This window comes from Pseudomonas sp. 24 E 13, from assembly GCF_900004715.1.
Classification (GTDB): domain Bacteria; phylum Pseudomonadota; class Gammaproteobacteria; order Pseudomonadales; family Pseudomonadaceae; genus Aquipseudomonas; species Aquipseudomonas orientalis_A.
In genome coordinates, this window is sequence record NZ_CVTO01000157.1 from 16,944 (window position 1) to 38,240 (window position 21,297).

The following is a 21,297-nucleotide window of genomic DNA, read 5'->3' on the forward strand; positions in this document are numbered from 1 at the left end:
ACTCACCAATTTGCAGGGTTGATCAGCGGGTAACAGTGGCGCGAATCATGGACTTTTTCCACCCTTTACTAGCGCAACTAGCCGAACGGATAGGTATCGCTAAGTGGTGCGAGGTTGAGGCCATAGAAGACATCGCGGTGACGGCAGAAGACAGTTCACTGCTGGCGGGAGAGTTGTGTACTGTGGTTTCGCGTTTAAAGTTGTAAGGCAAAGAGTACGCAAACCAAACGGTTCAAAACATCAGGGTCTTTTTTTTCCCGCGCAGAACAGTGATCATCGCCCCCCCAAAAAACCGCAGGAACCAAAACCATGGAATTGACGCTGGAAGCGGTTGCGCTTTATGCACTGAAGCTGGTGCACGAGACGGACGGCGGCAGCCCGGTTTTGCGCGATGATCCGGTGATGGAAGCGTACGACCGCGAGGTGTTTGGGTTGTTGGTGCGCCAGGGGGATTTGGCGGGGATTCAGGTGAAGCTTGATGAGTGCATTGCACAAGCATTGATTGCCTTAGGCGGTACCGACACGGTACTGGGGCGAGAACTGCAAAAACTATCCGCTGATGTTCAAGGCGTCTCTCACCTTGATGAACTGTCCTTGCCACTCAGCCTACTTAAGGACTACCTCAAAGACATCCAGTGAATCGGCGATCAGCATACTGGCCAAATACACCATCAAGATCGCAACACCCGCGTCCAACCAACGCCAGACTGCCGGCGTTCGAAACAACCCCGTCAACCGCTGACAGCCCAGCGCCAGCACCACGAACCATATAAGCGATGCCGTCATGGCGCCCGCGGCAAACAGTGCTTGCTGGCTTGCCGGTTTCGCAGCACCAATGGAACCGATCAGCACCACCGTATCAAGCCATGCGTAGGGGTTGGCGAACCCCAGCACTACCGCCGTGCGCAACAACCCCCGTTGCGAGTTCCCGCCGTGGGTGTCCGGCATCGATTGATCACGCAGGCAAGCCAATAGGCGCTGAGCACCGAACCAGAGCAAGTACGCCGCGCCGGAGAGTAGCAACAGCGCTACCAATGTTGGACGACGCTCTAAAATCGAACCTAACCCAGTGATGCCGAGAGCGATCAGCAGGACGTCGGCCACTATGCAAATTGCGACCACGCCCCAGACGGGACCACGGCTGACACCTTGGCGGATTACCAAGGTGTCTTTGGGGCCGGGGGCGGCGAACAAACCCATACCTAAAAGCAAGCCTTCGAGGTAGAGCGCACTGAAGTAGGGAGCCATGGAGTGTCCGTGCCCGAGGAGATAGTTACAGGAGTTGAATAGGTTGATTACCGAAGCCGATGTGACGGGCGTTTACGGAACGACTCAAATCGATTCTCTGCCTGCGGAAAAAGCTGGTCAGCACTTGCTCAGGATTCGGGTTAACAAAATAAATCAACGAGCTTCTGTCCACCGGCTTCTGAGGTGCGAGGACCGCGTGATAAGCCGCAGGAATTGCGTGATCGGACAGCTCAGTGAGTAAAGACCCTGCTAGCACCGCAATCTCATTCTCCAAAAGACGCACCGGCTCAAGCGAGAGCCCCTTCACCAACACCAGCCCTTCGCGGCTAGGCTTGATAAGCGACAGCATGTGGCCATCTTCATGGGGGTCCTGGACGAACCGCCGCTCAATGCTTGCAGCCTGAGCACGATAAACACACAACTGCACGTAGGACGCCGAGCGAAAAGGGGCAAGTGGAGATACTCCAAACTCGCTGCATATACCGTCCATCAACTCTTGAGCCAACTCGCTGACCTGGCGCTCAAAAATTTCTACAGCCGCAAAAAAATCGCTCCGAGTAAATTCAAAACCATTTCTTTTCGACGCATGCGCCTGCCAATAACAGAATCGCTCACAGAGGTCAGGATGTTCCTCAACACTTGAGTATTCGGCACCGAAAGGGAAAAAACCGTCAGTGTCCTGGCTGAAAGAAAATGACGCTTTGGTGGCATGGGATATTGCTGAGTATCCATCAACAATTTGTTTGTAGTCCTGCAGCATGGCTTCCGGTAATTGCAAAGTGCCGAAACCTGATCGAGCAATGGAAGCGCAGCACGTCTTTAATTGAGTCATCGCTATATCCAAAGGTAGACGTAAAGGAATACAACAAACACTAGGTTCGCAAGCATGCGAGAAACTACGACACTGGATATAGCCAACCAGAAAGCGACCAATCCATGTCCTTCACAACATCACCAGCAGGTCGCAAGTGTGCATTGCGTATTACCCGCAACGGTGGTCAGGTTGTCTTTTTTGGCGAACAACGTGTGGGCCTTTCCAAGCACTAGGGATAGCAATCGAATATGAGCATACGAACTCGCGACACCCTCCGCTCCCTCGTTGTACGACGCAGTCGAGAGTTGGGTAAATCCATGACCACCCTGGCCAGGGAAGCCGCAATTTCCAGAACCTATCTGTACGGCTTGGCCAGCGGCGTATCTCAAGATCCCTCGGTTCGCACCCTGATCAAACTCGCCAAGGCGCTTCAGGTTTCACCGCTGCTACTGTTTCGCTATTTTGCCGACCTGACTGGCGCACCCGTCGATGCTTATTCAACTGCAGCCACGAACCGCGCCATCGGCCTACGCGACCCCAGTGACATCGCCGTATTCAATGCAGACGTCACCACCCCCGATCAAACCGTGGTAATGCCCAGTGAGACTTTTCATAAGACCTGGGAAATCCAGAACCTCGGCACACGTCCATGGCGTGGACGAAGATTGGTGCGCGTTGACGGTGAGTACGTCATCGCACGGCGCACCGCCATGGGCGCGCCATTGGAAGTCGTCATGGACACGCATCTGCGCAGCCTTAACAACGAAATCCTCATCGCAGAAACACTGCCTGGCCAACCCGTGCATATCACGATGGAATTCGCCGCGCCCAAGGAAACCTGCGCAGTCACTTCCATCTGGCGGATCGAGGATGAACATGGGCAACCGTGCTACGGCCCTGAGTTCATTTTGCATGTGATCGTAAACGTGATGGCGCGCTGAGCTACTTGCGCCCTTCCACCACCATCCGCACCGCCAACCCCGTCAACACCGACCCCATCAGCCAACGCTGTACCACCTGCCAGCCCGGCCGGGTGACGAAAAATACGGCGATGGAGCCCGCCAGGGTGGCTATCACCGCATTCACGCTCACGCTGATAAGAATCTGCGTGAAGCCCAGCACCAGAGATTGCATCAGCACACTGCCATGGCCGTTCGGGTCGATGAACTGGGGCAACAGCGATAGATACATCACCGCAACCTTGGGGTTCAGCAGGTTGGTCACCAGGCCCATGGTGAACAGTTTGCGCGGGCTGTCCTGGGGCAGGCTGTGCACCTGGAACGGCGAACGGCCACCCGGCTTGAGCGCCTGCCAGGCCAGATAGGCCAGGTACAGCGCCCCGCCAAACCGCAGCGCGTCGTAGGCAAAGGGCACCGCCATCACCAACGCGGTAATCCCCAAGGCCGCGCACAACATATAAACCAGAAACCCCAACGCCACGCCGCCCAGGGAAATAAACCCGGCGACGCGCCCCTGGCAGATCGACCGTGAGATGAGGTAAATCATGTTCGGGCCGGGCGTCAGCACCATGCTCAGGGATATCAGCGCATAGGCAAGCCAGCTGGACAGTTCGGGCATGATTTGGCTCCTGCAACGCTGTAGGGTTGGACGCCATGGTAGGGCGTTCAAACCGCGCGCGTCAGATACAGATCCGCGCGCAAAACGTCATACACCGAGCGCACCATTCACCCGAGGGCAGGCACATGATTGATTTCAACAACAAAGGCTTCTTCAAGCTCAAACAGAACAACGAATACGCCGAACGCGTGGCGGCATTGCTGCTCGATGGCGAGGAAGTGGTGGATGCGTACAAGGCCATGCGCGACGGCGTGGTGTTCACCACCCAGCGCATTATCGCGGTGAATGTGCAGGGAATTACCGGCAGCAAGAAGGACTTCACGTCGCTGCCGTACAAGAACATCGTGGCGTATTCGGTGGAGACGTCGGGTACGTTTGATCTGGATTCGGAGCTGGAGATTTACTTTTCGTCGTTGGGCAAGGTGAAGTTTGAATTTACCGGGAAGACGTCGATTGTCGAGATTTCACGGTTGATTTCAAAGCATCTGCTGACTTGATCAGCGGACAAAAGAGACCTCGGTGTGCCAAGGTCTTTTTTACTACCAATACGGTTCGGCTACTGCATCCCGATCAAAAAAATGTGGGTGCATTGGCTCAATGTCATAAGCAGCCAAGATATGCGATGGGAAGTCTTTCAAGTTGAACGTAACGATGACCTCCGCCTTACTACGAATCGCCGCCGCCAGTACGTGACGATCATCAGGATCGGGCAAATCCAGGCTCGAACATAACTCCTCATACCCTGTCACCAGCCCGTCGGGTATAGCCTTGTCCATCATCGTTGAAGTGTTATCCACTTGCTCCGAAGTAAGGTCGGGGCGATTTTTTAGCACATTGCGCTTCCACTCTTCATGGATCTGGCTGGTCCATCGCGCTCGATACAGACCAGACAATCCCAGCCACATCAACAGATCCCGGAGTGCTGCCGGGTAAAGAACACAAGCATCGTATACCGCAGTGAACGGCGAACACCTCATAGGTCATACCCCATGCCTAACTCCTGAGCCTGCCGTACCAACGCCTCCATCGCCTCTTGGCTTTCTGCATCGCGCTGCTGTTTAAACGCCATCAAATCTGAAAACCGGATACGCCGATGGCGACCCGTCTTCGTAAAAGGAATGGCGCCTTCTTCCAGCATCTTCACCAGGTGCGGGCGTGAAACGTTAAGCAGGTCGGCAGCTTCCTGGGAGGTCAACTCAGCATGGACGGGTACAACCTTGACGGCATTGCCCAGCGCCAGCTCACCCAAAATATCAACCAGCAGACGTAGCGCGGATGTGGGGAGTACAAGGGAGTGGGGTTTGTCTTCTTTGTCGAAGATATCGATGCGTTGAGTGTCGAATTTGGTCGACAGCAATGAGGCCAATTCGCGCTGGCCCTGAACGGCGGCTTCAACTTCCTTTTCCAGCGGAGGAATTGTTTTAGGGAGGTGCGGGGTGATCATGATGCTACTCCGTCGTCACATAGTTCAATTGAGCTCAAGCTAAACGAAACAAACGAAAATCGCAATATTCGAAACCCGCTGAAGTTACTGTCTACTTTTCCCACACTCCCCATCGAACACTGCCAATTCCAGCCCCGTGATATCCCCCCGTAGGCTCACTCCCTCGCACAAGGAAGTGAGCCGGTCATGTCAGAACGTTCTTATCCACCTACTGAAGAAGCGCTACGCAGACAGCGAATCCTGACACCGCAACCGTCGCGGGCACCCTATTCGCCGGCGATTGATCTATACGAACCCTCCCCTGCCCCAGCCCCCACGCCGGCCAAACCTGTCGGCTGCGTCTTTATCAAGCCTTGCCAATTGCCGGACGGCTTCACCCGCTACGCAGACCCCACCGGTTATGTCCCGCTGGAGTTGGTCAAGGAGTACGCCCATTTCAGCCTGCTGGGTGGGCGCGAACTGGACGGCCGAGGCGCGGTGGCCTTGCGCAGGATCGGCGGCAGCGCGTTGCCCGCCGGCTTGGGGCAGTTGGCGTTGCGTTCGGCGGTGTGGGAATCGGCGGCGACTGCCGTCGGGTCTGTCGCCGGTGGCCTGTTGGCCGGTTTGGTGGCGCTGGCCTGGCCGTCTGATCTGGGTGATAGCGCGCTCTACAGTGAGGAGCAGTTGCGCTCGATGGAGCGGGCGCGGTCGCAGATGCGTTTGCATGTCGAACAACGCGAGGACGGTACGCTCAAGGGGTATGGTTTTTACACCGGCAACCATCCGAGTTGGCAGATGATCGATGTGGTGCAGTTCCAAGCCCGCGACGAGCAGTTTGTGGCGGATTTGGGTGAGGGAGTCGAGTTGATCTGGACGCCTGCGGTTGATCCCAGTGACACGCTGGGAATTCCAGCCTTGGAGGCTGCGCCGCAAGCGCCGGTGATCTGGATTTACCCGCCGACGGAGAAGGCCGCGCAGATTCTGGTGAATCCGGTTTATCCGCCGGAGTACCGGGATTTTATTCTGGTGTTCCCGGTGGGGTCGGGCGTTCAGCCGCTGTATCTGGTGGTAAATGAGACTCGCAAGGGCTCGAAAAATCCAGATTATGGTTACTTCCCGGCCCCCAAGACCGAGGACATTACTGGCTTCCCTGGTTTGATAGAACAGAAGAGAAAGACGCGAAAACGCAACGGTGGCGGGCTTCGGGAGCGCTGGAAGGATGCGAAAGGAAAAAGACTTTTTGAGTGGGACTCAGAACAAGGTGAGCTGGAAGTCTACCGATACAGTGATGTGAAACATCTAGGGTCATTTGATCCCTATACCGGCGAGCGGCGGGGGCCGGCAAAAGATGAAAGACGTATAGAAAAGTAAGTGGAGCGTTCTCTATGGCAATGAAACTACGGCTGCAATGGTTCAACAAACAAACAGAAAATTTGGAGGCAGCTGAATACTCAGCAGACTTTGAGGAAGACGACAGCATTCTTAACAAACTCGATTTACACGAGGAACCGCAAATTTATTCTGGAGGGTTTGATGTTCTCCCAAGCTGGATAGCGATTCTTCAGCCACATTTCCGGCGGGTGATAGAGCCAGATATTTTCGACTTCCAGATTTCTTTTCACTATCAAGGCGCCTGGCCACCGCCCCCGAAGCAGTCGAACAAGGAATCGTGATGCAATGAGACCTACCCTGCAAAAGCCTCTCCTCTACCGCTCCTTCAACTCTAGAACCCACGGTGTGCGTCACGGCAGCTGTCGCGCTTATCGGTATGAACGGAACACAAAAAGTGAAAGAAACACCTTGGCAAATCGAGGTTCCATGCACAGTCACCTACGACACGGCTTTGATTACACACCGCTATTTCGGTTTCTCCTGTCCAAAGTCGGCCACCCATGGAGCAAGGTTTTCAGCGAAGCCAACGCCCGCCTGGATCGTCCGGAGCCGGTGTTCTGGATGGTTGCGCTGCATGAAAGCGACAAGCAGGAGTATGTGAGAACGGATGAGAACAGCTATTACAGCGGCTTGTGGGTAGACGAGGCCGGCCTGTTACAGAAGGTCAACCCGCAACTGACGCCCGAGCTTATGGACCCCTTTTACGACTGCTGCACCCATACCTTCAATGGTGTGGTATTCGCACAGGCTTTACACAGGGTTGAGAACTTAACGCCTGAAGGCTAGACATACGCCGACAACCCTCTACGCCATCACTCGTGCTGAAACGTCTCAAGATACGCCAATATATTTTCAATCTTCTCCGGATCACTGATGCCCCAGAAAATCATCCGCGTCCCTTTCACAACCGATTTCGGATCTTCAATGTAGGCCGCCAGTTTGTCCCGGGTCCAGACCACTCCCGAGGTCTTCATCGCCTCCGAATACTGATAGTCCGCCGTAGTGCCGGCAGGTCGATCAATGATGCCGTTCAGTTGCGGCCCAAAACCGCCACGGGCGCCTTCGCCAATGCTGTGGCAACCGCCGCAGGTCTTGGCGAAGAGCTTGCCGCCCGCTTCCGCATCGCCGGCGGCGGCGGCCTGGCCGGTGGTCAGCATCAGGGCGAGGGTCAACAAGGCATACTTCATCGGACAGCTCCGCGTCGAGTGTTGATGCCAATTATGCCTGTTTACACAGCAACGCCCTCAGCCACATTCCTGCACACCGCCAAACGACCACCCATCGTTTAAAAAACATCCAATCGAACCTATGCCCGCAGCTTCCACTCAACCCTACTGAACCCTGATGGTGGAGTAAGGATCATGGCTCGGCCATCGATTTTAGTATTGGAAGACGACGAAATCATTCGGGCGTTAATGGTGGATGTGCTGGAGGACTTCGGCGCGTCGGTGACGTCGTTCCCTTCGGCGGACGACGGGATGATTTATCTGGAACGGGGCGATGACCCCGTGGACCTGATTGTCAGCGATATTCAAATGCCGGGTTTGCTCAATGGCTTTGACTTGAGCAAGGTGGTGGCGCACCGCTGGCCGACGGTGCAGGTGGTGCTGACGTCCGGCAACGCCCATCTGGCGGCACAATTGGGCGGCTCGGTGCGATTCCTGCCCAAGCCCTGGAGTACCCAGCATCTGATTGACTGCGTGCAAACAGCGCTGAATCAGCAGGGTTTGGCTATGCATTGATAGCGTCGCGATATCACCTTGAGCGAACTTCCCGGTGAAACCATCGGTCCATTAATGACGCAAGGAGCGACATTTCTGATCCGTTAGTCAGCCTTTTCGCCTTGCGCGTTTAGTTACTGACTGCGAGTTGTGTAGAATCGTCGCCCTTTTCCGCGCGTCACTCATGGCCGAGAGGCCCACAGTTCGAGCTTACTGAATGCATTCTCAGGCCCATGACGTCGATGCGCCCCCACTGCTGGAAGCGTTGCGCACAGGCACGGCCTTGCTGCATACCGCGCTGGAAAAACGCCTGCCGTTTTTCTCCGATCGCCTTGATGCGCAGGGGTACCGGCATCTGCTGCAGGCGTACTTCGGGTTTTATCAGCCTATGGAGGCTGCACTGTACGGCAGCGGCTTGATTCCCGAAGGGCTTGATACCGCAATGCGTGTGAAAACACCGATACTGGTCAGTGACCTCCACGCGCTGGGCCTGGATGATCAGGCCATCGACACCCTGCCCCATTGCACGCAACTGCCAACGCTCGACACCCCCGCCGCCTGCCTCGGTGCTCTGTATGTACTGGAGGGTGCGACGCTGGGTGGCCAGGTGCTTCGTCGTGAAATGGCTCAGCGCCTGGGCGTCAATGCCGACAACGGCGGCGCCTTTCTCGACATCTACGGGGTAGAGACCGGGCGGCGCTGGAAAGACTTTCTTGTTTATCTGGGCGACCAGCCGTTGGACGCGCCCGCAAAACAATGCGCCGTGAACGCCGCCCGCTCGACATTCAGCTGCTTTGAGCAATGGCTCGACAGCCAGGAGGTACTGCTATGAAAACCGAAGATTTTGAAGAGCTGCTTGCCAACTGTGCCAACGAGCCCATCCGCTTTCCCGGGGCGATCCAGCCCCACGGTGCGCTGCTGACCCTGTCGGAGCCCGGCCTGAATATCATCCAGGTCAGCGCCAACGTCGGCACCTTGTTCGGCCGTGCGCCCGAAACGCTGCTCGGCCAGCCGCTGCACAGCTTGATCGGCACCGAACACGCCCAGGCCGTGCAGGTCATGGCCCGGACCAATACCTTTTTCGACATGCCACCGTTGCACGTCACCCTCAACGGTGCGGATTTCGAAGGCTTGCTGCACCGCCACCAGGACGTGCTGGTACTGGAGTTCGAGCCGCGGCTCAAGGACTTTCGCCCGCGCGCGTTAAACGGCCGCACCAGTAACCTGGGCAAGATGCTGCAACGTTTGCAGGCGGCGAAAACCCTGCAGGCGCTGTACGAAATCAGCGTAAATGAAATTCAGGCCATGACCGGTTACGACCGCGTGCTGATCTACCGTTTCGAAGACGAAGGCCATGGCCAGGTGATCGCCGAAGCGTCGGCGCCGTCCATGGAGCTTTTCAACGGGCTGTTCTTCCCTGCGTCCGACATCCCGGAGCAGGCTCGCGAGCTGTATCGCACCAACTGGCTACGGATTATTCCCAATGCGGCCTACGAGCCAGTCCCGTTGGTGCCCAGGCTGCGGCCAGATAACGGCGAACCGCTGGATTTGAGCTTTGCCACCCTGCGCAGTGTGTCGCCGATCCACTGCCAGTACATGCAGAACATGGGCGTGCTGTCATCCATGAGCATCTCGCTGATGGACAGCGATAAGCTCTGGGGCCTGATCAGCTGCGGCAATCGGGAACCCCTGCTGGTACCCAACGAGTTACGCACCGCCTGCCAGACCATCGGCCAGGTGCTGTCGTTGCAGATCAGCGCCATGGAAGCCCTGGAACTGAGCCGTCAGCGCGAGGAAAAACTTCAGGCACTGGCGCTGCTTGATCAAGCGATGAAGGCCTCGGAGGACAATGTGTTCGATGGCCTGGCCCAACAGGGCCAGTTGCTGATGGACCTGACGCGGGCAGGCGGCGTGGCGATCATTGATAACAAACAATTGCACCGCTACGGTAACTGCCCGGAACCGGCGCAGATCCGTGCGCTGCACAAATGGCTGCAGGAACGCGACGAACCGGTGTTCGCCAGCCACAATCTGGTTTCGTCATACCCCCCGGCCGCCGAGTTCCAGGCACTGGCCAGCGGCGTCCTGGCCATGCAACTGCCCAAGCCTGTGGACAATGGTGTGCTGTGGTTCCGCCCGGAAGTCAAAGAGAACATCAACTGGAGCGGCGATCCGCAAAAGCCGCTGGACCTGGAAAACTCCGACGCCGGCCTGCGCCTTCGTCCCCGCACGTCATTTGAAATCTGGAAGGTCGAAATGGCCGGCATCTCCACCAAGTGGAGCCATGGCGACCTGTTCGCCGCCAATGACCTGCGCCGCTCGGCCCTGGAAAACGACCTGGCCCGCCAGGTGCTGCGTGAACAACAAGCCGTGCGGGCGCGTGAAGAGCTGGTGGCGGTGGTGTCCCATGACCTGCGCAACCCCATGACCGTGATTTCCATGCTCTGCGGCATGCTGCAAAAGGCTTTCAGCTCCGACGGCCCTCATACGTCACGGCGGATTTCCTCGGCCATCGATACCATGCAGCAGGCGGCCGGGCGCATGAATGTGCTATTGGAAGACTTGCTCGACACGTCGAAAATCGATGCGGGGCGGTATGTGGTCAAGCCGGTGGCGCTGGATGTCAGCCAGATGTTCGAAGAGGCTTACTCCTTGCTCGCACCGCTGGCGTCGGAGAAAGGCATTGACCTGTCGTTCAGCGCCGAGCCCGGCCTGCTGATCAACGCCGACCCGGAGCGCCTGTTCCAGGTCCTGTCGAACCTGATCGGCAATGCCATCAAGTTCACCCCACGCCAGGGCAATATCGGCATCAGTGCCATGAGCAATGGCGAAGAAATCGTGTTCTCGGTGCGTGACTCGGGCGAAGGCATAGCGCCGGAACAATTGCCCCATGTGTTTGACCGCTACTGGACGCAGACCGAAAACAACCCCACCGGCAGCGGCCTGGGACTGTACATCACCCAGGGCATCGTCCAGGCCCATGGCGGCAAGATCGTTGCCGAAAGTGAGGTGGGCCGAGGGAGTGAGTTCCGGTTTACGGTACCCAAGATGATTGAAGATTCGTACACCTGATGCGGTAGAGCATGGGCGGGACCCTTTCTAAAAAACGCTCGTCAGTTGCAGTCATATCTTGCAGCAACGCGTTTATAGCGGCCCTTGCGGGCCGCTATTAAGGTAGGCCTTGCTTCGCTCCGATAGGCGAAGTCATCCTCTACTCATAGAAGGAAACATCCATGGTCAGCGGAATCAATCATTCACTGAGCAGCTTTCAATACCCACCTCTGCAGCAGGATGATGCAGGGCCCCAACGCACGAAGCGCAGCATCGACTCCACCGCCACGCAACAAAATGCCTTCGAGCCTGAAGGCATGGCGGCCGATGACCGACGCAAAACCAAGGGCGGTGGGCTGGACAGCCTGGGTCGAGGCAACGTTCTCTAACCGGGCGCGTACGAGGGGCCGTGTACGGCCCTTCGTACCCCCCGATAACAAAACCATGACATTCACTCGCTTAAACTCACTGGTTCAATCCTGCCCCGGACCACTGCCTGCATGCCGCATTCCGACACACTGCCCGCCGTTCTGGCGGGCCCTCTGCTGCGACGCCTCGAAGCTCGGCGCCTGGTGTTGTGGCTGGTAGGAAGTCGAGCACTGGAACTGACGCTGAAGCTGCATCTGCCCGAGCGGACACTGGAGATTATCCTTGACTGCAACGTCGTACCCGTCGGGCGTCACGCATTTATTCACTTGATCGATGTGTCACTGGACGAAGCGCTGCCGCTGGACGTGGCGATCGGCTACGACCTGGTTTTCGCCGATACTGGCATCGCCGAGTGGGCACCGCACCTCCTGTACGCCGACCACCAATACCCCAGTTTCGTCCTGCATAGCCGTATCCATCAGTTGGTGCACGGCTCATGCCGCAAACCCCATCACAGTGCCAATGACGGTTTGCTGTGCGTCGACCGTCTGCTGGCCGACGCCCAAACCCCGGTCGAACGTCCGGCCTTGCTGATGATGAGCGGCGATCAGGTTTACGCCGACGATGTCGCCGGGCCGATGCTCCGTGCGATTCATGGGCTGATTGCACGGCTGGGCCTGGTCGATGAATACCTCGAAGGCGCCGTGGTCGATGACAGCGCAAGCCTCTACCGGCATCCCGCCAGTTATTATCACCGTGCCGACTTGCTGCCGGCACTGGACAGCAATGAGACGTTGCGCGAACGCTTCTTTGGTGGCGTGAAAAAGCCGATTTTCACCAGCAGCACCGCCGATAATCATCTGGTGACCTTTGCCGAAGTCATCGCGATGTACCTGCTGGTGTGGTCACCCACGCCCTGGACGCTGATCACGCTTCAAAGCCCGCCCCTGAGCCTGGAACGACAGCAGCGCTATGCCAGCGAAGAGGTCCGGGTCGAAGGATTCCGCGATGGGCTGCCGGGGGTCGCGCGAGTCTTCGCCCACCTGTCGACCTTGATGATCTTTGACGACCATGACATCACCGACGACTGGAACCTCAGCGCCCAATGGGAGGAAACCGCTTACGGCCACCCCTTCTCCAGACGCATCATCGGAAACGCCCTCCTGGCCTACCTGCTATGCCAGGGCTGGGGCAATCAGCCCGATGCATTTGGCGAACTGGTGAGCCGAACCCAAGCGTTGACCCGTCAGACCCGGGCCAACCATCTGGACGCAGCCGCGCAGGACGAATTACTCGAAGCGCTGCGCAAATTCCAGCACTGGCACTACGTACTACCCACCAACCCCGCGCTGGTGGTGCTCGACACCCGCACCCGGCGCTGGCGCAGCGAGTTCACGCTCAAGCAACCCTCCGGCCTGCTGGATTGGGAAGCCTTGAGCGAGCTGCAGCAGGAACTGCTCGATCACCCTTCGGCGATCATCGTCTCGCCCGCGCCAATCTTTGGCGTGAAGCTGATAGAGACCGTGCAGAAAATCTTCAGTTGGTGCGGCCACCCCTTATTGGTCGACGCCGAAAACTGGATGGCCCATCGCGGCAGCGCCCAGGTGATTCTCAATATCTTCCGCCACTCCCGTACACCCGGTAATTACGTGATTCTGTCGGGGGACGTGCATTATTCGTTTGTCTACGAAGTGCTGATTCGCCACCGCAATGCGGGCCCCAGAATCTGGCAGATCACCAGCAGCGGCATCAAGAACGAGTTCCCGCCGCGTCTGCTGGAATGGTTCGACCGTCTCAACCGCTGGCTCTACTCCCCGCGCTCACCGCTCAACTGGTTTACCCGGCGCCGTACCATGCAGGTGGTGCCGCATATCCCGGAACATGCCGAGGCTGGCGAGCGCTTATGGAATTGCGCGGGAATCGGTCAGGTGTTTTTCAACGAAAAGGGCCAACCTGAAGCGATTTTTCAGCACAACGCGAATGGCAAGCCGCGTACGAAAATGACCGCGCCACGCCCCTGAAACAATACATCTGCCCTATTCAAAGCACACCGGCCGCGTTGTACAGTAGCGCCAGCCACGGAGTATCGGCGTCAACCACAGCTGGCCTCGGGAGCCAGTTCACGCAGGAAGCGCGTAAATGGACGATACAACCGGCAGTGAAATACCGCGCAATGACTTTTCCGACCTCAGCGCCGACCTGTTGCATGCCATCATGGAATTGGTCAGCGACGGTATCTGGGACTGGAATGCCAATACCGGCTTCGTCTACCGCAATCCCGGTTGGTACGAAATGCTGGGTTACTCGCGCCACTCCCTGGAAAACAGCGTATTCACCTGGGAGAACCTGATCCATCCTGAGGATTACCCCCGGGTGATGAGCGGATTTGATGACTATATCTGCCAACGCGCGCCCCAATACCGGGCCGAATACCGCTGCCGCAAGCGCGACGGCAGCTACCTCTGGATCGAAGACCGGGGCTACGTCATCGCGCGTAATCCCGATAACTCGGTCGCGCGCATGGTGGGTGCGCACCGCGATATTCATACGCGCAAATGCTCCATGGAGCGCCTTCAACAGCGTAACGAGTCTCTTGAAGCACTGGTGGTGGAGCGCACCCTTGAATTGTCGCGCGTCAATCAGCAGCTGCAACTGCAATTGGACGAAAACCGCTCCCTGGCCGGACGGGACGCCTTGACCCGCATCGCCAACCGTTATCGCCTGGAAAAGGTATTGCTCGAACAGTGCAGCCGCGCCGAACGCTTTCGCCTGCCACTGGCGCTGGTGGCCATGGATATCGATGACTTCAAGCCGATCAATGACCGACATGGCCATGCCGTAGGCGATCAGACGCTGATACGGGTGGTTGAAGGCCTGGAAGCGTGCGTGCGTGCGGATGACGTGCTGGCGCGCTGGGGCGGTGATGAATTCATGCTGGTCTTGCCCAACAGTACCCTGGAGACGGCCAGGGAACTGGCCGAACGGGTGCGTCATAAAATCCAGGAAATGCCCGCCGTGGGTGGCGCCAGGATAACCCTGAGCCTGGGCGTGGTGGAGCGTCAGCTCGGTGAGTCACCGGCAGCCCTGATGACCCGCGCCGATCAGGCGCTGTATCGGTCCAAGGCGGCGGGGAAGAATGGTGTGTCGGAATAAACCAGCGACCTGAGCGGGCTCACCTTCGATGAGTTGCCTTGACCTGACTCCCCTGCCCCCTGAAAATGCGCGACGCTTTTTTGTCTCTCCCCGTTTACTGAAGTAGTGAAATTTCAATGTCCGATTCGTACACCGCTGAATCCGCCGAAGCCTCCGTAACCGCCTTGCACGCCAAAGCCGAGTACGAGAACGCCATCAATCTTTCACAGCATGTGCCAGCGGCCAAGATCATCAGCGAAATGGTGCTGGACGCGTTTCACACCTCCAAGGAAAGCGACCAGATCCGCGAATTGCGCCTGGCCATCCGTCAGGCCCATGACGCCTTTGACGATGACAAGGCGTACGAGCTGATGGGCCGGCTCAAGCAATTGAAGGACGCCGAAGCGGCCGATAACGCCGCCCTGGAAGACTTGAGCAGCAAGTTCTCGATCAGCCGCATCCTGTCCAGCTTCAAGGACGACCCCGAGTTCCAGGAACTGGTCTATGGCCTGGCCCTCAAGGTGCTGAACCAGTCGCACCAGGCCATCAGCAACCCGAGCGCCGGCAAGGGCAAGGCCGCGCGTGCCAAGAAAGAAGCCGAGGTGTTTGTGATCAGCAAGGACGGTACCAGTGTCACCCTGCCACTGCGCACTCCGCGCTCCAAACTCAACGTCGACCGTGAAGCATTCGAATTCCTGGGGTTCAACTTTGTCGGTGAGGGCGATGAAGCCGAGCCGGAGGTGGAAAGCTTTGTCGATAACGCCGGCACTGAACAGCCGCTGAGCCGCAAGAACGTGATTGCGGCCCTGCAACAGCAGACAGCCTTTGATGGCTACAGCATCGTCCAGCAGTAATCCATTGCCGGTCACACAGCAGGACTGAAGTTGGGGACGGGGCAAGTCCTGATGCAGGTCAGTTAGCGCAGATCCCCTGTGGGAGGGGCGGTGCTCCGTTCCCACCTTTTGTATCCGGTTCAGCCGACACCCACGATCTGCGTGGCGAACACCTGACGAAACCGCTCCATCTCCTGCCGGTTACCCACTGTCACCCGCACCCACTGCGGCCAGTTGCTCCATACCCGCCCCACCAGCACGTTCTGTGCAGCCAGCCGCTCGATCACCTGCTCTGCGGGTTGCTTGACGTCGATCATGAAGCAGTTGCTCTGCGAGGCCGTGCACCTGAACCCTCGGTCCTTGAGCCACGCGATAGTCTCATCACGCACGGTGGCATTGAGCGCCTTGCGCTGGCCCAGCAGCTTGACGTCCTCCAGGCTGGCATGGGCACCCAGCAGGCTGGCACCCGCCGGCACATTGTCACCGCCGAACACCGCCAGTTGCTCCAGCAATGCCGGGTGGCCGATTGCCAGGCCCAGGCGCGCACCGGCCATGCCGTAGATTTTCGAGAACGTGCGCAGTACCAGCAGGTCGTCGTGGTCGCTGGTCCAGCTCACGCAACTGGGGGCATCGCAGAAATCGATATAGGCTTCGTCCACCACCAGCACGCTGCCTTTGGGTTTGTTGGCCAGCGCCTGACGGATGGCCTCGGTTGGCGTCAGGGTACCGGTCGGGTTGTTGGGGTTGCACAGGTACAGCATGCCGGCCTGGGGATCAGCCGCGAGCATGGCCGGTACATCATGGGCATGCGCGGCATCGAGGTTCACTTCGCGCACCGGTGCCTGGTTCGACGCGGCCGCCTGGCGCGGCACTTCGTAGGACGGCGTGGCCATCACCAGGCCACGGGTTGGACGGGTGAACGCCAACACGGCATAGCGCAGGGCGGCCATGGAGCCGGCAAACACGGCCACGCGCTCTTCGGTAATACCTTGCTGCCGGGCGAACAGCGCAGCCAACGCGTACAGGTGCGGGTAAGGATAACGTCCTGCTGCCGCACTGCCCCGCCCCATCGCCTCAAGCGCCGCCGTTGACGGCCCGTAGGGGCTTTCGTTGTAGTTGAGCAATACGGTGTCAGAGGTCACCGGCGTGGGGTTGGCGACAGCCCAATCCAGGCGCCCCAGCACCGGCAAGGCCGCGCCCAGGGCGAGAAGAGATCGACGGCTGACGCTGACCATGGCAACTACTCCTTGTAGACGAACGATGATTCCTACGGGTCGTACAGAGAAGTATGACGAGGAAAACGCAGCCTGATTTAGCGCTTTATTGTTGAGCAACACACATGTAACACTCGCGATCGCGACGTTGAAAAGCCCCGTGGCAGGCTCTAGATCCACGGTTTCGCGAAGGAAAAATGGACGATCATGACTAAAGGGAACTGGTGAGCACGTGATGCACAGACGGGAAAAAACCGAGCACCTGAAGAGCAACATCAGGTACTTGATCAAAAGTCGCGGCGAAACCCAGCTTTCGTTAAGCAGCGCCGCCGGCCTGACCAGGACTACCATCTACAACATCCTCGAAGGCAAGGTCGCCAACGTACAACAGTCGACCCTGCGCAAAATCTCCGACTTCTTCGGCGTCTCCTACGAAGAAATCGAAACCATCAATTTTGAAGCCAAGGAAATCATCGAGAGCCATGCTTCACCCCTGGGCAACATGAACCCGGCGGCGGTGCCTGTGCTCAAGGAAAGCCAGGTCATGCAGCACCTGGGCAAGCGCATCGGTGAGCTGTCCACGCTGTTCCCGCTGACTTACTACTTCGGCCTGTCCTGCAACTTGATCGGCGTACTGCTGGAGCACGCCATTACCGGTCTCAATGAGCCAGGGGACCTGCTGATCGTTCAAAAAGGCGCGTGCAGCGACGACAAGGAAAAGCTGGTGTACGACCGCGCCACCCAAAAGCTCTTCATTACCCTTGAACCCTGTGCGAACTCGGATCGCCTGTGTGTCATCGGCGATATCTTCGAGGAGCGCTTCAATGAACAGGCTTGAGGCACCGGTTGAAAACAGCAAATACAAGCTGCTGGGGTTTGAAAATGACAAGCGCCTGGCGGTGATCATGGTGATCGACACGGGCAAGGTCATCAGGATCAAGCTCAGTGAAGTGCTCAACAGCGAAATGATGGACAACTTCAACAGGATGGAAATCAAGAACCTCTACAAGAAGTTCTATTCACAAGGCGGTGCGCTCACGGCCTACGACATGAACGACCGCAATGAAAACTCATGGATGATATACATCATCCTGAATCTGCTGCTGTTCACGTTTTATATCTTTACCAGTATCGCCGCGACCAAACCGATCTACCTGGAGTCGATGGGCATCATCGTGACGCCGGGCACGTTCCTGTATCCCCTGACCTTTCTGATCGTGGACCTGCTGAACGAAAACTTCGGGCTGCGCCTGGCACGCCGAGCGATCCTGTTTGCGTTTGCCAGTAACGCGATGATCATCATCCTGCTCTACGGCTCGACCTTCCTGCCGGGGCTGCCGGGCTGGAAACTGGATGGACCGTACACCGACGTGATCCTGCAAGTCTCGTCGGTGCTGATCGCCTCGTCGGTGTCCTTCCTGGTGTCGGAGAACATCAACTCTTATCTGCTGTGCAAAATCAAGGAACTGACCAACTCCAGGTACCTGTACCTGCGGATTTTCCTCAGTACGTTCTTTGCGGTCATTATCGACAGCTTCCTGTTCTGCTTTATCGCTTTCTATGGCGTGATGCAGACCAGCGACATCCTGAGCATGATCTATGTGCAGATCGCGATCAAAGTCGGCTTTGCGTTCTTCAATATCCTGCCGGCGTATGGGGCGCGGTCGTTGTTCAAGCGCTATCTGACCAGTGCATGAAACTCACTGGTTCACCGCTATCCCTGTGGGAGGGGGCTTGCCCCCGATAGCGGTGTGTCAGTCAAAAATGCATTTGCTGACACTCCCTCATCGGGGGCAAGCCCCCTCCCACATTTGGATATCACCCGGCTCTTGATCGAGTTACTTCAGCTGCAACTTGTGCTTGAGGCTCTGCATCACATCCGCTTTATTCTGCAGATACTCATTCAAACCCCGGGCGCGCAGGTTGCACGCGTCGCAGTTGCCGCAGCCTGTGCCAATCACGCCGTTGTAGCAGGTCAGCGTCTGCTCGCGGACCAGCTCAAGTTGCCCGTGGTAATCGGCCAGGGCCCAGGTCTCGGCTTTGTTCAGCCACATCAGCGGGGTATCGAGGCGTACGTCGTATTCCATGCCCAGCTTGAGGGCCTGGTTCAGCGCTTTCACGAACTCGTCGCGGCAATCCGGGTAACCCGAGAAGTCGGTTTCGCACACGCCGGTGATCACGGTCTCGGCCTTGACTTGATAGGCGTAGATCGCGGCCAGGGTCAGGAACAGGATGTTACGCCCCGGCACGAAGGTGCTCGGCAGGCTTTCGCCTGAGCTGTTCACGGTGGGCACAGGGATGTTGTCACGGGTGAGGCTGCTGATCGCCAGCTCATTGAGCAGGGACACATCCATCACCTTGTGCACGGTGGCGCCCAACTGCTTGGCCAACGTGCGAGCCACTTCGATCTCCGCCACATGGCGCTGGCCATAATCGAAGGTGATGCAGTGCACTTCGTCATACTGCTTCAATGCCTGGATCAGGCAGGTGGTCGAGTCCTGCCCGCCACTGAAGACCATAACGGCTTTTTTACTCATTGCTTTGCTTCCTGCATTCGAAGAATTTGGGTATAGGAGCGAGCTTGCTCGCGATCATAAAGGGCATACCATAAAAAACCCCGCGCTTCTTGCGAAGGCGGGGCCTTTACTGCTCAGACCACTCAGTGTGCGTAGGTCAGCAACAGCTCTTTCGGTACCTGGAAATCCAGGGACATCATCACGCTGAGCGCGGTGATGGTGAAGATCGAGAACACGAACAGCTTGCGCGCCCAGACGGTGTCATCCACCGCCTTGTAGCCGGTCCAGGCCATGTACAACCAGTACATGCCCATGGCCGCGGCGACGGCGAGGTAGCTCATGCCGGCATAGCCACTGAAGGTCAACATCAAGGTCGCCACGAGGAAGGCCAGGATGTAGAGCAGGATGTGTTTCTTGGCCACCTGGATGCCACGCTTGACCGGCAGAACCGGAATCGACGCAGCCAGGTAGTCATTGAAGCGGAAAATCGCGATGGCGTAGGAATGCGGCATCTGCCACAGGCTGAACATCACCAGCAGCACCAGCGCGGCCATGTCGAAGCTATTGGTTACAGCCACATAACCAATCACCGGCGGCATCGCCCCCGACAGACTCCCCACCAGCGTGCCGTGTACCGACTTGCGCTTGAGGTAGAGGCTGTAGAGGCCGACGTAGATGACAAAGCCGATCACGGCAAACAGCGCCGCCAGCGGGTTGGCCACCTTGTACAACAACACCACGCCCGCAACACCCAGGACGGTCGCGAAGATCAGTGCCAGTTTCAGGGAGATAAGACCCTGGACCAGCACGCGATTCTTGGTGCGCTCCATCTTGATGTCGATGTCACGGTCGATGCAGTTGTTGAACACGCATCCGGAAGCTACCACCAGGGAGGTGCCGATCATCGCCGCCAGGAAGATGGCCAGATCGACATGTCCCTTGGAGGCCAGGAAGAAACCGCCCGCCACAGAAAGCACGTTACCGAAAATGATCCCCGGTTTGGTGATTTGGATAAAGTGCTTAAGCGACATCGGGTCTTACCTCACTTCGCCATCATGTAGGTGTGGATGCTGAACATGATCCACAGCGACAGACCAACCAGCAGAACGATCACCAGGCCTGCAAACACGAACGCAATCACGTTCTCGCGCTGCTCTTTGGAACGATCCAGGTGCAGGAAGTACACCAGGTGAACCAGGACCTGAATTACCGCGAACGCCAGGACGATCATCAAGGTGATCGACTTCGGCAGGGTTGGGTACATCACCAGGCCGAACGGGATCAGGGTCAGGATGACCGACAGGATGAAGCCGATAGCGTAAGACTTTACGCTGCCGTGGCTTGAATCGTGGCTGTCATGGGAGTGTGTATTAGCCATTACAGAGTCCCCATCAAGTAAACGACGGTGAATACGCAGATCCAGACCACGTCCAGGAAGTGCCAGAACAGGCTCAGGCAGCTCAGGCGGGTCTTGTTGGTGTTGGTCAGGCCGTGCTTATTGACCTGATACATCATCACCGCCATCCACAGCAGGCCGGCGGATACGTGCAGACCGTGGGTGCCGACCAGCGTGAAGAACGCCGACAGGAAACCGGAACGGTGCGGGCCGTAGCCTTCGGAGATCAGCAGGTGGAACTCGTTGATCTCCATGCCGATGAAGCCCAGGCCGAACAGGAAGGTCAGGCCCAGCCAGCTCAGTACGCCTTTCTTGTTGCCCTTGTAGAAGGCCAACATGGCGAAGCCGTAGGTGATCGAACTGAACAACAGCAAGGCGGTTTCGCCGAGCACGTAAGGCAGTTCGAAGATGTCGTGGCCCGACGGGCCACCCGCTACGTTGTTTACCAGTACCGCGTACACCGCGAAGATCGACGCAAACAAGATGCAGTCGGTCATCAGGTAGAGCCAGAAACCGTAGACGGTTATTGGCCCCGAGTCGTGGTGATGGTCATCGTGCCCATGGTCATCGACATGGGCGTGTCCAGCATTGGTCACTAAGTTCGACATGG

General features: G+C 57.7%; 25 protein-coding genes and 1 pseudogene. 15 read left to right on the plus strand and 11 right to left on the minus strand.

All coding sequences use genetic code 11. The features are described from left to right. The first annotated feature begins 309 nt into the window (after positions 1-309). A complete protein-coding gene (locus BFP90_RS25185) occupies positions 310-639 on the plus strand; it encodes a hypothetical protein (protein ID WP_065892385.1) in 330 nt (109 codons plus the stop codon). Here BFP90_RS25185 and BFP90_RS25190 read toward each other — a convergent pair. Both BFP90_RS25190 and BFP90_RS25195 read right to left on the minus strand, forming a co-directional pair. Next, a complete protein-coding gene (locus BFP90_RS25190; RefSeq protein WP_065892386.1) occupies positions 607-1,248 on the minus strand; it encodes a LysE/ArgO family amino acid transporter in 642 nt (213 codons plus the stop codon). The two genes, BFP90_RS25185 and BFP90_RS25190, sit on opposite strands and share 33 nt — an antisense overlap. 25 nt (positions 1,249-1,273) lie before the next feature. Then, complete coding sequence (locus tag BFP90_RS25195) at positions 1,274-2,080, minus strand: 2OG-Fe(II) oxygenase family protein (protein WP_065892387.1); 807 nt, start codon at positions 2,078-2,080, stop codon at positions 1,274-1,276. A 230-nt stretch (positions 2,081-2,310) separates the two neighbouring features. Between BFP90_RS25195 and BFP90_RS25200 the strand changes: the two genes are divergently transcribed. Continuing rightward, entirely contained in the window at positions 2,311-3,003 is a 693-nt protein-coding gene (locus tag BFP90_RS25200) for an NBR1-Ig-like domain-containing protein (RefSeq protein WP_065898241.1), read from the plus strand. A 1-nt stretch (position 3,004) separates the two neighbouring features. On the opposite strand, the gene BFP90_RS25205 is transcribed toward BFP90_RS25200, so the two are convergent. After that, positions 3,005-3,640 carry a LysE family translocator gene (locus BFP90_RS25205; RefSeq protein ID WP_065892389.1) on the minus strand — a complete coding sequence of 212 codons (636 nt, stop codon included), beginning with the start codon at positions 3,638-3,640 and terminating at the stop codon, positions 3,005-3,007. Positions 3,641-3,765: 125 nt separating this feature from the next. Between BFP90_RS25205 and BFP90_RS25210 the strand changes: the two genes are divergently transcribed. Continuing rightward, a complete protein-coding gene (locus BFP90_RS25210) occupies positions 3,766-4,137 on the plus strand; it encodes a PH domain-containing protein (protein ID WP_065892390.1) in 372 nt (123 codons plus the stop codon). A 66-nt stretch (positions 4,138-4,203) separates the two neighbouring features. On the opposite strand, the pseudogene BFP90_RS25215 reads toward BFP90_RS25210, so the two are convergent. Then, positions 4,204-4,617 (minus strand): annotated as a pseudogene (locus BFP90_RS25215) (PIN domain-containing protein); the annotation flags it as partial. Beyond that, positions 4,614-5,084, minus strand: coding sequence for a helix-turn-helix domain-containing protein (locus BFP90_RS25220; RefSeq protein ID WP_065892392.1), 471 nt, complete (start codon positions 5,082-5,084; stop codon positions 4,614-4,616). The gene BFP90_RS25220 and the pseudogene BFP90_RS25215, both read right to left, overlap by 4 nt. A gap of 186 nt (positions 5,085-5,270) precedes the next feature. Between BFP90_RS25220 and BFP90_RS25225 the strand changes: the two genes are divergently transcribed. From BFP90_RS25225 to BFP90_RS25235, 3 genes are all read left to right on the plus strand, one after another. Further along, the gene (locus tag BFP90_RS25225) at positions 5,271-6,434 is read left to right on the plus strand and encodes an S-type pyocin domain-containing protein (RefSeq protein WP_065898242.1); all 1,164 of its coding nucleotides are present in this window, start codon (positions 5,271-5,273) and stop codon (positions 6,432-6,434) included. A 14-nt stretch (positions 6,435-6,448) separates the two neighbouring features. After that, positions 6,449-6,736, plus strand: coding sequence for a colicin E3-like toxin immunity protein (locus BFP90_RS25230; protein WP_065885092.1), 288 nt, complete (start codon positions 6,449-6,451; stop codon positions 6,734-6,736). 145 nt (positions 6,737-6,881) lie between these two features. Beyond that, entirely contained in the window at positions 6,882-7,241 is a 360-nt protein-coding gene (locus BFP90_RS25235; protein ID WP_347400893.1) for a hypothetical protein, read from the plus strand. Positions 7,242-7,267: 26 nt separating this feature from the next. Here BFP90_RS25235 and BFP90_RS25240 read toward each other — a convergent pair whose 3' ends face one another. Beyond that, entirely contained in the window at positions 7,268-7,642 is a 375-nt protein-coding gene (locus BFP90_RS25240; RefSeq protein ID WP_065885091.1) for a c-type cytochrome, read from the minus strand. Between the two features lie 174 nt (positions 7,643-7,816). On the opposite strand from BFP90_RS25240, the gene BFP90_RS25245 reads away from it, so the two are divergent. The 7 genes from BFP90_RS25245 to BFP90_RS25275 all read left to right on the plus strand — a co-directional run bounded on the left by BFP90_RS25245 (position 7,817) and on the right by BFP90_RS25275 (position 15,582). After that, on the plus strand, positions 7,817-8,197 hold the full coding sequence (locus BFP90_RS25245) for a response regulator (protein WP_065885090.1): 381 nt from the start codon (positions 7,817-7,819) through the stop codon (positions 8,195-8,197). Between the two features lie 196 nt (positions 8,198-8,393). Then, positions 8,394-9,008 (plus strand): biliverdin-producing heme oxygenase, encoded by a 615-nt coding sequence (locus BFP90_RS25250; protein WP_065898243.1) that lies wholly within the window; start codon positions 8,394-8,396, stop codon positions 9,006-9,008. Continuing rightward, positions 9,005-11,248, plus strand: a complete 2,244-nt coding sequence (locus BFP90_RS25255; protein ID WP_065898244.1) for an ATP-binding protein — start codon at positions 9,005-9,007, stop codon at positions 11,246-11,248. Before BFP90_RS25250 ends, BFP90_RS25255 begins: the two co-directional genes overlap by 4 nt. A 161-nt stretch (positions 11,249-11,409) precedes the next feature. Beyond that, positions 11,410-11,616, plus strand: a complete 207-nt coding sequence (locus tag BFP90_RS25260; RefSeq protein ID WP_065898245.1) for a hypothetical protein — start codon at positions 11,410-11,412, stop codon at positions 11,614-11,616. 111 nt (positions 11,617-11,727) lie between these two features. Next, a complete protein-coding gene (locus tag BFP90_RS25265) occupies positions 11,728-13,617 on the plus strand; it encodes an alkaline phosphatase D family protein (RefSeq protein WP_065898246.1) in 1,890 nt (629 codons plus the stop codon). Between the two features lie 118 nt (positions 13,618-13,735). Further along, on the plus strand, positions 13,736-14,749 hold the full coding sequence (locus BFP90_RS25270; protein WP_065898247.1) for a diguanylate cyclase domain-containing protein: 1,014 nt from the start codon (positions 13,736-13,738) through the stop codon (positions 14,747-14,749). A 116-nt stretch (positions 14,750-14,865) separates the two neighbouring features. Continuing rightward, positions 14,866-15,582, plus strand: coding sequence for a hypothetical protein (locus BFP90_RS25275; RefSeq protein ID WP_065898248.1), 717 nt, complete (start codon positions 14,866-14,868; stop codon positions 15,580-15,582). Positions 15,583-15,701: 119 nt separating this feature from the next. Here the strand turns inward: BFP90_RS25275 and BFP90_RS25280 are convergent, their stop codons facing one another. Further along, complete coding sequence (locus tag BFP90_RS25280) at positions 15,702-16,796, minus strand: pyoverdine biosynthesis transaminase PtaA (RefSeq protein ID WP_065898249.1); 1,095 nt, start codon at positions 16,794-16,796, stop codon at positions 15,702-15,704. A gap of 214 nt (positions 16,797-17,010) precedes the next feature. Between BFP90_RS25280 and BFP90_RS25285 the strand changes: the two genes are divergently transcribed. Together BFP90_RS25285 and BFP90_RS25290 are read left to right on the plus strand one after the other, a co-directional pair. Then, positions 17,011-17,613 (plus strand): helix-turn-helix transcriptional regulator, encoded by a 603-nt coding sequence (locus tag BFP90_RS25285; protein WP_065892401.1) that lies wholly within the window; start codon positions 17,011-17,013, stop codon positions 17,611-17,613. Continuing rightward, the gene (locus tag BFP90_RS25290) at positions 17,600-18,472 is read left to right on the plus strand and encodes a queuosine precursor transporter (protein WP_065898250.1); all 873 of its coding nucleotides are present in this window, start codon (positions 17,600-17,602) and stop codon (positions 18,470-18,472) included. The genes BFP90_RS25285 and BFP90_RS25290 overlap by 14 nt, the downstream gene beginning before the upstream one ends. 141 nt (positions 18,473-18,613) lie before the next feature. Here BFP90_RS25290 and queC read toward each other — a convergent pair whose 3' ends face one another. From queC to BFP90_RS25310, 4 genes are all read right to left on the minus strand, one after another. Then, positions 18,614-19,312 (minus strand): 7-cyano-7-deazaguanine synthase QueC, encoded by a 699-nt coding sequence (queC, locus tag BFP90_RS25295; RefSeq protein WP_065892839.1) that lies wholly within the window; start codon positions 19,310-19,312, stop codon positions 18,614-18,616. Between the two features lie 122 nt (positions 19,313-19,434). Further along, a complete protein-coding gene (cyoE, locus tag BFP90_RS25300) occupies positions 19,435-20,322 on the minus strand; it encodes a heme o synthase (protein ID WP_003176002.1) in 888 nt (295 codons plus the stop codon). An 11-nt stretch (positions 20,323-20,333) separates the two neighbouring features. Beyond that, complete coding sequence (gene cyoD, locus BFP90_RS25305) at positions 20,334-20,669, minus strand: cytochrome o ubiquinol oxidase subunit IV (RefSeq protein ID WP_065898251.1); 336 nt, start codon at positions 20,667-20,669, stop codon at positions 20,334-20,336. Next, on the minus strand, positions 20,669-21,295 hold the full coding sequence (locus BFP90_RS25310; RefSeq protein ID WP_003194052.1) for a cytochrome o ubiquinol oxidase subunit III: 627 nt from the start codon (positions 21,293-21,295) through the stop codon (positions 20,669-20,671). The genes cyoD and BFP90_RS25310 overlap by 1 nt, the downstream gene beginning before the upstream one ends. Between the last annotated feature and the right edge of the window lie 2 nt (positions 21,296-21,297).

Excerpts from the sequence above, each read along its gene's own strand:
- cyoE (WP_003176002.1), bottom strand. The coding sequence starts at position 20,322 with ATGTCGCTTAAGCACTTTATCCAAATCACCAAACCGGGGATCATTTTC.
- BFP90_RS25245 (WP_065885090.1), top strand. The coding sequence starts at position 7,817 with ATGGCTCGGCCATCGATTTTAGTATTGGAAGACGACGAAATCATTCGG.
- BFP90_RS25185 (WP_065892385.1), top strand. The coding sequence starts at position 310 with ATGGAATTGACGCTGGAAGCGGTTGCGCTTTATGCACTGAAGCTGGTG.
- BFP90_RS25255 (WP_065898244.1), top strand. The coding sequence starts at position 9,005 with ATGAAAACCGAAGATTTTGAAGAGCTGCTTGCCAACTGTGCCAACGAG.
- queC (WP_065892839.1), bottom strand. The coding sequence starts at position 19,312 with ATGAGTAAAAAAGCCGTTATGGTCTTCAGTGGCGGGCAGGACTCGACC.
- BFP90_RS25200 (WP_065898241.1), top strand. The coding sequence starts at position 2,311 with ATGAGCATACGAACTCGCGACACCCTCCGCTCCCTCGTTGTACGACGC.
- BFP90_RS25260 (WP_065898245.1), top strand. The coding sequence starts at position 11,410 with ATGGTCAGCGGAATCAATCATTCACTGAGCAGCTTTCAATACCCACCT.
- BFP90_RS25205 (WP_065892389.1), bottom strand. The coding sequence starts at position 3,640 with ATGCCCGAACTGTCCAGCTGGCTTGCCTATGCGCTGATATCCCTGAGC.
- cyoD (WP_065898251.1), bottom strand. The coding sequence starts at position 20,669 with ATGGCTAATACACACTCCCATGACAGCCACGATTCAAGCCACGGCAGC.
- BFP90_RS25290 (WP_065898250.1), top strand. The coding sequence starts at position 17,600 with ATGAACAGGCTTGAGGCACCGGTTGAAAACAGCAAATACAAGCTGCTG.
- BFP90_RS25285 (WP_065892401.1), top strand. The coding sequence starts at position 17,011 with ATGCACAGACGGGAAAAAACCGAGCACCTGAAGAGCAACATCAGGTAC.
- BFP90_RS25250 (WP_065898243.1), top strand. The coding sequence starts at position 8,394 with ATGCATTCTCAGGCCCATGACGTCGATGCGCCCCCACTGCTGGAAGCG.
- BFP90_RS25230 (WP_065885092.1), top strand. The coding sequence starts at position 6,449 with ATGGCAATGAAACTACGGCTGCAATGGTTCAACAAACAAACAGAAAAT.
- BFP90_RS25190 (WP_065892386.1), bottom strand. The coding sequence starts at position 1,248 with ATGGCTCCCTACTTCAGTGCGCTCTACCTCGAAGGCTTGCTTTTAGGT.
- BFP90_RS25240 (WP_065885091.1), bottom strand. The coding sequence starts at position 7,642 with ATGAAGTATGCCTTGTTGACCCTCGCCCTGATGCTGACCACCGGCCAG.
- BFP90_RS25265 (WP_065898246.1), top strand. The coding sequence starts at position 11,728 with ATGCCGCATTCCGACACACTGCCCGCCGTTCTGGCGGGCCCTCTGCTG.
- BFP90_RS25310 (WP_003194052.1), bottom strand. The coding sequence starts at position 21,295 with ATGTCGAACTTAGTGACCAATGCTGGACACGCCCATGTCGATGACCAT.
- BFP90_RS25210 (WP_065892390.1), top strand. The coding sequence starts at position 3,766 with ATGATTGATTTCAACAACAAAGGCTTCTTCAAGCTCAAACAGAACAAC.
- BFP90_RS25195 (WP_065892387.1), bottom strand. The coding sequence starts at position 2,080 with ATGACTCAATTAAAGACGTGCTGCGCTTCCATTGCTCGATCAGGTTTC.
- BFP90_RS25220 (WP_065892392.1), bottom strand. The coding sequence starts at position 5,084 with ATGATCACCCCGCACCTCCCTAAAACAATTCCTCCGCTGGAAAAGGAA.
- BFP90_RS25280 (WP_065898249.1), bottom strand. The coding sequence starts at position 16,796 with ATGGTCAGCGTCAGCCGTCGATCTCTTCTCGCCCTGGGCGCGGCCTTG.
- BFP90_RS25270 (WP_065898247.1), top strand. The coding sequence starts at position 13,736 with ATGGACGATACAACCGGCAGTGAAATACCGCGCAATGACTTTTCCGAC.
- BFP90_RS25235 (WP_347400893.1), top strand. The coding sequence starts at position 6,882 with ATGCACAGTCACCTACGACACGGCTTTGATTACACACCGCTATTTCGG.
- BFP90_RS25225 (WP_065898242.1), top strand. The coding sequence starts at position 5,271 with ATGTCAGAACGTTCTTATCCACCTACTGAAGAAGCGCTACGCAGACAG.
- BFP90_RS25275 (WP_065898248.1), top strand. The coding sequence starts at position 14,866 with ATGTCCGATTCGTACACCGCTGAATCCGCCGAAGCCTCCGTAACCGCC.